The organism is Aeromonas australiensis (assembly GCF_000819725.1).
In the GTDB taxonomy this organism is placed as follows: domain Bacteria; phylum Pseudomonadota; class Gammaproteobacteria; order Enterobacterales; family Aeromonadaceae; genus Aeromonas; species Aeromonas australiensis.
The window spans coordinates 1-9,160 of record NZ_CDDH01000104.1 but is presented as its reverse complement, the minus strand read 5'-3'; the positions used below and the strand labels follow the sequence as shown (position 1 = coordinate 9,160).

The 9,160-nt window shown below is 59.1% G+C and carries 6 protein-coding genes, 1 tRNA gene and 2 rRNA genes; all 9 read left to right on the top strand.

The annotated features are described in order from the left end of the window. The first annotated feature begins 104 nt into the window (after nucleotides 1–104). The 9 genes from rrf (BN1117_RS17095) to BN1117_RS17055 all read left to right on the top strand — a co-directional run bounded on the left by rrf (BN1117_RS17095) (nucleotide 105) and on the right by BN1117_RS17055 (nucleotide 9,099). Nucleotides 105–219: ribosomal RNA gene (gene rrf / locus BN1117_RS17095) — 5S ribosomal RNA — on the top strand. A gap of 109 nt (nucleotides 220–328) precedes the next feature. Beyond that, a tRNA-Thr gene (locus tag BN1117_RS17090) sits at nucleotides 329–404 on the top strand. 27 nt (nucleotides 405–431) lie between these two features. Continuing rightward, a 5S ribosomal RNA gene (gene rrf, locus BN1117_RS17085) occupies nucleotides 432–546 on the top strand. Between the two features lie 165 nt (nucleotides 547–711). Further along, the gene (ebgR, locus tag BN1117_RS17080; protein ID WP_040099353.1) at nucleotides 712–1,677 is read left to right on the top strand and encodes a transcriptional regulator EbgR; all 966 of its coding nucleotides are present in this window, start codon (nucleotides 712–714) and stop codon (nucleotides 1,675–1,677) included. Between the two features lie 320 nt (nucleotides 1,678–1,997). Beyond that, on the top strand, nucleotides 1,998–5,072 hold the full coding sequence (gene ebgA, locus BN1117_RS17075) for a beta-galactosidase subunit alpha (RefSeq protein WP_040099352.1): 3,075 nt from the start codon (nucleotides 1,998–2,000) through the stop codon (nucleotides 5,070–5,072). Continuing rightward, nucleotides 5,069–5,524, top strand: a complete 456-nt coding sequence (locus BN1117_RS17070; protein ID WP_040099350.1) for a beta-galactosidase subunit beta — start codon at nucleotides 5,069–5,071, stop codon at nucleotides 5,522–5,524. The genes ebgA and BN1117_RS17070 overlap by 4 nt, the downstream gene beginning before the upstream one ends. A 102-nt stretch (nucleotides 5,525–5,626) precedes the next feature. Then, on the top strand, nucleotides 5,627–7,072 hold the full coding sequence (locus BN1117_RS17065; protein WP_040099348.1) for an amino acid permease: 1,446 nt from the start codon (nucleotides 5,627–5,629) through the stop codon (nucleotides 7,070–7,072). 76 nt (nucleotides 7,073–7,148) lie between these two features. Then, a complete protein-coding gene (locus BN1117_RS17060; protein ID WP_026080427.1) occupies nucleotides 7,149–7,487 on the top strand; it encodes a tRNA-binding protein in 339 nt (112 codons plus the stop codon). A gap of 166 nt (nucleotides 7,488–7,653) precedes the next feature. After that, nucleotides 7,654–9,099 (top strand): amino acid permease, encoded by a 1,446-nt coding sequence (locus BN1117_RS17055; protein ID WP_040099345.1) that lies wholly within the window; start codon nucleotides 7,654–7,656, stop codon nucleotides 9,097–9,099. Nucleotides 9,100–9,160: the final 61 nt, after the last annotated feature.

Genomic DNA, 9,160 nt, shown 5'->3' with positions numbered 1-9,160 from the left:
TCTAAGGCTTGTAGCAAATACCAAGCGAACTACTAACTAATTAAGTGATAGCGAAGCCAACAGGCAACTCGTTATTCACGTCAGCTTTCTAGATGAAGAATTTGCCTGGCGGCCATAGCGCCGTGGAACCACCTGATCCCATGCCGAACTCAGAAGTGAAACGCGGTAGCGCCGATGGTAGTGTGGCATTCGCCATGCGAGAGTAGGACACTGCCAGGCACCCAATTAAACGGTTATGCGACAGCGTAATCGGCCAGCGAGAGTAGGACGCTCTTGGCAGGCACCCAATTTCAAGATTACGCCCAGCGTGGTCTTTACCGGTTAGTGTGCTGATATGGCTCAGTCGGTAGAGCGCATCCTTGGTAAGGATGAGGTCCCCAGTTCGATTCTGGGTATCAGCACCATTTTAAAGTTAGTTTTAAAAGCTTTTGCCTGACGGCCATAGCGCCGTGGAACCACCTGATCCCATGCCGAACTCAGAAGTGAAACGCGGTAGCGCCGATGGTAGTGTGGCATTCGCCATGCGAGAGTAGGACACTGTCAGGCACCTATTTAGAAGAGGCCTCCCATTCGGGAGGCCTTTTTGCATTTCTGTCTTCCACAAAACGGCTCTGCCGCTGGCATTTTAGTAAAAGTGCTGGGCTATCAAGGGATTGCCCGTTACTCTTTAGCCGTTACCCATTAACACGTGATGCTGCCAGCGAGGTATTGATGGCTACGTTGAAGGAAATTGCACAGGAGGCGGGAGTGTCGCTCGCCACGGTATCCCGGGTACTGAACGAGGATCCCAGCCTGAGCGTCAAGGAAGAGACCAAGCAGCGGATCTTCGAGATTGCCGAACGGCTGGAGTACAAGACCAGCACTGCCCGCAAGGGGGTACACAAGAGCAAGCTGCACTTTCTGGTGGTCTATGCCTATCCCCAGAGTACCGAGGTCAACGACCCTTACTATCTCGCTATCCGTTATGGCATCGAGACCCAGAGTGCCCGCCTCAATATCGAACTGACCCATCTTTATAGCAGTGGTGAAGGGCGCGAGCTGAGCGCAGTGGATGGCATTTTGGTGGTCGGCACCCTTACGGCCGAACGCCTGGCCCAGCTCATGGTCTGCTCCAGTCAGCTGGTGTTTGTCGACTGCCGTTCACAGGGAGAGTTCGATTCGGTCGATGTGGATCTCGCCCTGATTAGCCAGCAGGTCGTCGATTACTTCATCGCGCAGGGGCACCAGCGTATCGGTTATATCGGTGGTCAGGATGAGAATCCGGATCTGCGCGAACTGGCCTTTCGGGATTATGGCCAGCAGCTGGGGGTGGTGCAGAAGAGCGATCTCTATCGTGGGGATTTCTCCAGCGCTTCCGGCTACCAGTTGGCGAAGGAGATGCTGGCAGGGGATTGGCCCAAGGCGCTGTTTGTCGCTTCCGACTCCATCGCCATCGGTGTACTGCGTGCCATCCACGAGAAGGGACTGGCGATTCCCCAGCAAATTGAGCTTATCAGCGTCAACGATATTCCGACTGCCAAGTTCACCTTCCCGCCGCTCTCTACGGTGCGGATCCACTCCGAGTTGATGGGCTCCCAGGGAGTTAATCTGCTGGTCGAACGGCTGCGTGATGCGCGGGATATCCCCCTGCGGGTGCTGGTGCCGAGCAAGCTGACCCTGCGTGGTACCACTCGCTGATTTTAGTAAAATACAACACTTTTTAGTCGCGCCATCTTGTGTTGGTGCGACTCCTTCTATTCATTATCGCCTCCAACCCATCTCCTTGTGAATTCATAAGTCATTGTTTTATGATGACTCTATCACGCTTTATGCCTGGATTAATCAATATCCATGCCATCACTGTCTACTTAACCCCTTTTATCTCCCGCTTCTGATCTCGCTCACAAAACCATCTGTTCATTGTGATCAGATTAAAACTTTACCGATCTAAAACTGATATTTAGTAAATATTTATCTAAGGTTTACCCAGTTAACGTTGCCTTGTTCCGGGAGGACATGTGAATAACTGGGAAAACGTCCAATTCGTTGGTGAAAACAGACTGGCCCCGCGCGCCTACTTCTTCTCTTATGCCGACCACGCGCTGGCGGCCACCATGCAGCGCGAGCTGAGCCGCCGTTTTCTGAGCCTTGGCGGCCAGTGGCAGTTCCACTACTTCGACCACCCCCTGCAGGTTCCGGAGGCCTTCTATCACAGCCATATGAGTGAGTGGGGTCAGATCACCGTGCCCAACATGTGGCAGATGGAAGGGCACGGCAATCTGCAGTACACCGACGAGGGTTTTCCCTTCCCCATCGACGTACCTTTCGTACCGACCAACAACCCGACCGGCGCCTATCAGCGCAGTTTCACGCTGAGCCCGGCCTGGGATGGCGAACAGATAATCATCAAGTTCGACGGGGTGGAGACCTACTTCGAGCTCTATGTAAACGGCCACTATGTCGGCTTCAGCAAGGGGAGCCGTCTCACCGCCGAGTTCGATATCAGTGCCTACGCCAAGGTTGGCGAGAACCTGCTGTCGGTGCGGGTGATGCAGTGGGCTGACTCCACCTATATCGAAGATCAGGACATGTGGTGGATGGCGGGGATCTTCCGCGACGTCTATCTGGTGGGCAAACCGGCCGCCCATGTGCAGGACTTCTTCATCCGTACCGAGCTGGCCGATGACAATCAGAGCGCTACCCTGAGCTGCGATATCCAGCTCGAGAACCTGGGGGCGGCTGCCCGTGATCACCGTCTGGTCTGGGCGCTGCTGGATCAGGGCAGCGAGATCGCCAGCGGCTCCCTCGACCATCTCGCCATCGACGGCAAGTGTGATTGCCGCTTCACGCTGGATCTGGCCAACCCCCGTCTCTGGAGCGCCGAAGATCCTTACCTCTATCAGCTGCAACTCTCCCTCTACAACGGTCAGGGCGAGCTGCTGGAAGTGATCCCGCAGCGAGTCGGGGTGCGTGAAATCAAGGTCAAGGATGGCCTCTTCTACGTCAACGGCCACTACCTCAAGCTGCACGGGGTGAACCGCCACGACAACGACCACCTCAAGAGCCGCGCGGTCGGCATGGATCGTGTTGAACGCGATATCGTGCTGATGAAGCAGCACAACCTCAACTCGGTACGTACCGCCCACTACCCGAATGACCCGCGCTTCTACGAGCTGTGCGACCAGTACGGCCTGTTCGTGATGGCGGAGACCGACGTGGAGACCCACGGTTTTGCCAACGTCGGCGATCTCAGCCGCATCACTGACGATCCCTTCTGGGAGCCGGTGTTCGTGGATCGCATCGAGCGCCACGTGCACGCCCAAAAGAACCACCCCTCCATCATCATCTGGTCGCTCGGCAACGAGTCAGGCTACGGCTGCAACATCAGAGCCATGTACCAGCGCTGCAAGGGGATCGACCCGACCCGGCTGGTACACTACGAAGAGGATCGCGATGCCGAGGTGGTGGATGTGGTGAGCACCATGTACTCCCGCGTCTCCCAGATGAACTGCTTTGGCGAGTTCCCGATGGAGAAGCCACGCATCCTCTGTGAATACGCCCACGCCATGGGCAACGGCCCGGGTGGCCTCAGCGAATACCAGCAGGTGTTCGACCGCCATCCCCACATTCAGGGTCACTACATCTGGGAGTGGTGCGATCACGGCATTCTGGATCAGGACGAGCAGGGCCGCCCCGTCTACAAGTACGGCGGCGACTACGGCGACTATCCCAACAACTACAACTTCTGCATGGATGGCCTCATCTATCCGGATCAGACCCCGGGGCCGGGCCTGCGTGAATACAAGCAGGTGATCTGCCCGGTCAAGGTGCGGGCAGTGGATTTGGCGAGCGGCAAGCTTGAGCTGGAAAACCGCTACTGGTTCTCCACTCTCGACGATATCCGCCTGCTGGTCGAAGTGAAGGCCGAAGGCGAACTGCTGGCCAGCCAGCAGATCCGGCTGGAAGGGGTTGCCCCCGGCGCCAACACAGAGCTGCAACTCGAACTGCCGACCCTTGATGGGCGGGAAACCTTTGTCCAGCTGCGGGTCATCAAGGCCACAGCTACCCGCTACAGCGCGGCGGAGCACGAGCTGGGCCAGTACCAGTTCCGGCTGAAAGAGTCGACTCGCCAGCTGCAGCCCTTTGCCAATCCCAACGCTACTCCGTTGGATATCGCTGATGAGCGCCTCGCGCTGACCTTGAGCGGCACAGGCTTCGCCCTGCGTTTCTCGCGCCTCGACGGTAAGCTGGTGAGCTGGCAGCAGGATGGTATCGAGCTGATTGAGCGCTCGCCGCGCCTCACCTTCTTCAAGCCGATGATCGACAACCACAAGCAGGAGTACGAGAGCCTGTGGCACCCGAACCACCTGCAGATCATGCAGGAGCACTTCCGTGGCTTAAGCTGGCGCCAGCTGGGCGAGGCGGTCGAGGTGACGGTCGAGAGTCTGATCGCGCCGCCGGTGTTCGACTTCGGCATGCGCTGCCGCTACGTCTACACCCTGAGCCCGAACGGCCAACTGCACGTGGCCTTATCCGGTCAGCCCTACGGCGGTTATGACGACATCATTCCCAAGATCGGCTTCGAGCTGGGCATCCGTCAGGATCTCGACCGGGTGCACTACTACGGCATGGGGCCGGGCGAAAACTATCAGGACAGCCGCCAGAGCAACTGGATCGACCGCTTCCAGAGCACAGTCAGCGAGATGTGGGAGCACTACCCCTTCCCGCAGGACAACGGCAACCGCCAGCAGGTGCGCTGGGCGACTCTGACCAACCGTCACGGCGCCGGTCTCTACGTGCGACCCGATGCCCCCATCAACCTGAGCGTCTGGCCCTACAGCTGGGAGCATATCCACGCGGCGCAGCACATCAATGAGCTGGAGCCCTGCGGTTATCTCACCCTCAATCTGGATCACAAGGTACTGGGGCTCGGCTCCAACTCCTGGGGCTCCGAGGTGCTGGACTCCTGGCGGGTGCGCTTCGAGCCGTTCAGCTTCGGTCTGACCCTGCTGCCCATCGCTCGCGGCAACCTCAATCCGGCTGCGCTGGCCGGGCTCGATCTCACCATCAACGGCGGGAGGAACCTCGCATGATCACTCTGGACAACCTGACCCTGTTCAAAAGCATCTACCGGGAGGGCAAGAAGTGGGGCCGCTGCGTGGAGGCCATCAACAACCTGGCCAACCTCAAGCCCGGCATCTGCCACTCCATCGGTGACTCCCTCACCTATCGCTTGCAGGAGGGGGCCAGCCCGGCCACCTCCCTGTTCGAGGGGCAGCGTCGTTACTTCGACGTTCACTACTACCTGGAAGGGGAAGAGACGGTGGAGTGGGCAGCCAAGAGCGAGCTGCGGGTCGAGCAGGCTTATGACGACACCACCGACCGCGAGTGGCTGGCAGGCGAGGTGCGTGAGCGCCAGCAGGTCGGCAACGGGCAGGTGGTGATCTTCGAGAACGACGAGGCTTACCGGTTCGCAGGCGACAGCCCGGTGCGCAAGGTGATCATCAAGGTCACCGTCGAAGGCGGCTACTTCAAAAACAAATAACAAGCCGCCGGTTCTGCACTGACAAAGCCGGAAGGGCGGGGCCCACCCTACAAATCATGCCCCGCCCTTTCGTGGCAATAACTACAGGTCTGGAGATGCACCATGTCTGATCCCAAACGCAATACGATAGGCAAGTTTGGTCTGCTGTCGCTCACCTTCGCGGCGGTATTCAGCTTCAACAACGTCATCAACAACAACATCGAGATCGGTCTGGCCTCCGCCCCGATGTTCTTTCTGGCTACCATTTTTTACTTCATTCCGTTTTGCCTGATCATTGCGGAATTTGTGTCACTGAATAAGAACTCCGAAGCGGGGGTCTATGCCTGGGTGAAGAGCTCCCTCGGCGGGCGCTGGGCCTTTATCTCCGCCTACACCTACTGGTTCGTGAACCTCTTCTTCTTCACCTCCTTGCTGCCGCGGGTTATCGCCTACGCCTCCTATGCCTTCCTCGGCTACGAGTACATTCTCACCCCGGTGGCGACCACGGCCTTGAGCATGGTGCTGTTTGCCTTTGCCACCTACGTCTCCACCAATGGCGCCAAGATGCTCGGTCCCATCACCTCGGTGACCTCGTCCCTGATGCTGTTGCTGACCCTCTCCTACATTCTGCTGGCAGGTGCGGCACTGGTGGGCGGCGTACAGCCGGCCGACCCCATCACGGTAGAGGCCATGGTCCCCGATTTCAGCTGGGCCTTCCTCGGCATCACCACCTGGATCTTTATGGCTGCCGGTGGTGCCGAGTCGGTGGCGGTCTACGTCAATGACGTGAAGGGCGGCTCCAAGTCCTTCGTGAAGGTGATCATCGTCGCCGGGATCTTTATCGGCGTGCTCTACTCCATCGCCTCGCTGTTGATCAACGTGTTCGTGCCGAGCGGTACCTTGAAATATACCGGCGGCTCGGTGCAGGTATTTGAGGGGCTGGCGGCCTACTTCGGCCTGCCGGAGATCCTGATGAACCGCTTCGTCGGACTGGTCTCTTTCACCGCCATGTTCGGCTCCCTGCTGATGTGGACGGCGACCCCGGTGAAGATCTTCTTCTCCGAAATCCCGGCCGGCATCTTCGGCAAGAAAACCGTCGAGCTGAACGAGAACGGCGTTCCTGCCCGTGCAGCCTGGATCCAGTACCTTATCGTGCTGCCGCTGATGGTGATCCCGACTCTGGGCTCCAACACCGCGCAGGATCTGATGAACACCGTCATCAACATGACCGCTGCCGCCTCCATGCTGCCGCCGCTGTTCATCATGCTGGCCTACCTCAATCTGCGTCTGAAGCTCGACCACCTGCCACGGGATTTCAAGATGGGTTCGCGCACCACCGGCATCGCCGTGGTCTCGGTGTTGATCGCCATCTTCTCGGTGGGCTTCCTCGCCTCCACCTTCCCGACCGGTGCCGACATCATGACCATCATCTTCTACAACGTCGGCGGGATCGTGATCTTCCTCGGCTTCGCCTGGTGGAAATACAACCGCTACGAGGCTTCCCTCAGCGCCGAAGCGCGTGCCAAAGAGGCCCAGCCGACAGCGCAGGTTGCCATGCAGACGCCATAGCCACTGCATTGAATCCGAATAAAACCGGGTGGCCGTTGGCCACCCGCAAACCGCTGAACCAGAGAAGGAAAAGAGCATGAGCGAGACGATCGAGTTTGCCGAATTCAAACGGGTCGAGATGAAGGTGGGCAAGGTGCTGGAGGTGGTGCGCCACCCCGGGGCCGACAAACTCTACATCGTCCAGATCGACGTGGGTGGCGAGCGGCCGCTGCAGACCGTCACCAGTCTGGTGCCTTACTACAGCGAAGAGGAGTTGATGGGCAGCGAAGTGGTGGTACTGACCAACCTCAAGCCCACCAGGATGCGCGGCGAGCGTTCCGAGTGCATGTTGCTCTGCGCCGAGACCCCGGACGAGAGCCAGAGCGTGCTGCTGCAGCCGCGGGTGCCGATGGCGCCGGGCACCCCGATCGTCTGACTGGTATTGCGAGCCGGTGCGGGAGACGGTACCGGTTCCCCAACGAGGCCGCCCACGCGGCCCGATCATAACAAGAGAGTAACGCGCGGGGCCGACAGACCCTTGCCGAACACATTACAGAGTCACAGCGTTACCCGCAGGGAGCGCGAATCCACTGGAGGACACCATGTCTGAATCCGTACGCGGCACCATAGGCAAGTTTGCCCTGTTGTCGATGACCTTTGCCGCCGTGTTCAACGTGCGCAACATCGTCAACAACAACATCGAGCTGGGGCTCAGCTCCGCCCCCATCTTCCTGCTGGCGACCATCGTCTACTTCATCCCGTTCGTCTTCATCATCGCCGAGTTCGTCTCGGCCAACAAAAACTCCGAGTCGGGTATGTACGACTGGCTGAAAAAGCCGCTCGGCACCCGGATGGCCTATCTGGGTTCGTTTCTCTACTGGTTCGTGAACCTGTTCTGGTTCGTCTCCCTGCTGCCCAACGTCATCGCCTACGCCTCCTACGCCATGCTGGGCTATGAGTACAGCTTCTCGCCCATGGTCACCTCGATCATCTCCATCGTGCTGTTTGCGGCGGCGACCCACATCTCGACCAAGGGGGCAAGCTGGCTCGGCAAGATTGCGGAGATCGTGGCCTACGGGGTATTTGCCCTGTTCGCCATCTATGTGCTGGGTGCCCTGATGGCTCTGAGTGGCGATCATGTGCCGGCCCAGCCCATCACGCTGGAGGCGATGACTCCCACCGTCAACTGGGCGACCCTCGGCATCATGTGCTGGATCTTCCAGGCGGCGGGCGGTGCCGAAACGGCAGCGGCCTACCTTAATGACGTGAAGGGGGGCCAGAAGTCCTTTATCAAGGTGATCATCAGCGCCGGTATCGTCATCGGTGCCATGTATGCGGTTGGTTCCCTGCTGGTGAACGTGTTCGTGCCGCGCGAGAGCCTCACCTATGCCGGCGGCATGGTGGAGATCTTCACCGGCATGGCGCAGTATTTCGGGCTCTCCGAGGCGCTGGTGGGCCGCTTCGTCGGCGTGGTGCTGTTTATCGCCATGTTCGGCTCCATGATGATGTGGACCTCGGCGCCGGTGAAGATCCACTTCTCCGAGATCCCGCAGGGGGTTTACGGCGAGAAGACCACCCAGCTCAACGAGCACGGGGTGCCGGTGCGCGCCGCCTGGTGGCAGTTTGTCTTCGTGTTCGCGATGCTGGTGGTCAACGGCTTCGGCTCCGAGTCGGTGCAGCAGATGATGAACACTGCCATCAACCTCACCGCCGGCACTGCCATGCTGCCGCCGATCTTCATCATGGTGGCCTACTTCGTGTTCCGCTGGAAACATGACGACACCCCCCGCGATTTCCGCATGGGCTCGCGGACTTTCGGGATGGGCGTGGTGTCGGTGCTGATCGCCATCTTCGTGGTGAGCATGAGCGCCTCCGCCTTCCCGAGCGGTGTCGATCTGGTGCGCGCCTTCTTTATCAACGTCTTTATGACCGCAGTGTTCTCGGCGCTGGCCTACTGGTGGATCTCCCGTTTCGAGAAGCGGCAGGCCCGCAAGCTCGCCGGCAATGAGAAGAAAACAGGCAACGGCAAGCTGGCCAGCCAGCGCTGATCGGCTGGGTGAAAAAGCGGAACGGGCGGCCTTGGTCGCCCGTTTTTTTAGGTTCATCGCG

Excerpts from the sequence above, each read along its gene's own strand:
- BN1117_RS17065 (WP_040099348.1), top strand. The coding sequence starts at position 5,627 with ATGTCTGATCCCAAACGCAATACGATAGGCAAGTTTGGTCTGCTGTCG.
- ebgR (WP_040099353.1), top strand. The coding sequence starts at position 712 with ATGGCTACGTTGAAGGAAATTGCACAGGAGGCGGGAGTGTCGCTCGCC.
- BN1117_RS17060 (WP_026080427.1), top strand. The coding sequence starts at position 7,149 with ATGAGCGAGACGATCGAGTTTGCCGAATTCAAACGGGTCGAGATGAAG.
- BN1117_RS17070 (WP_040099350.1), top strand. The coding sequence starts at position 5,069 with ATGATCACTCTGGACAACCTGACCCTGTTCAAAAGCATCTACCGGGAG.
- BN1117_RS17055 (WP_040099345.1), top strand. The coding sequence starts at position 7,654 with ATGTCTGAATCCGTACGCGGCACCATAGGCAAGTTTGCCCTGTTGTCG.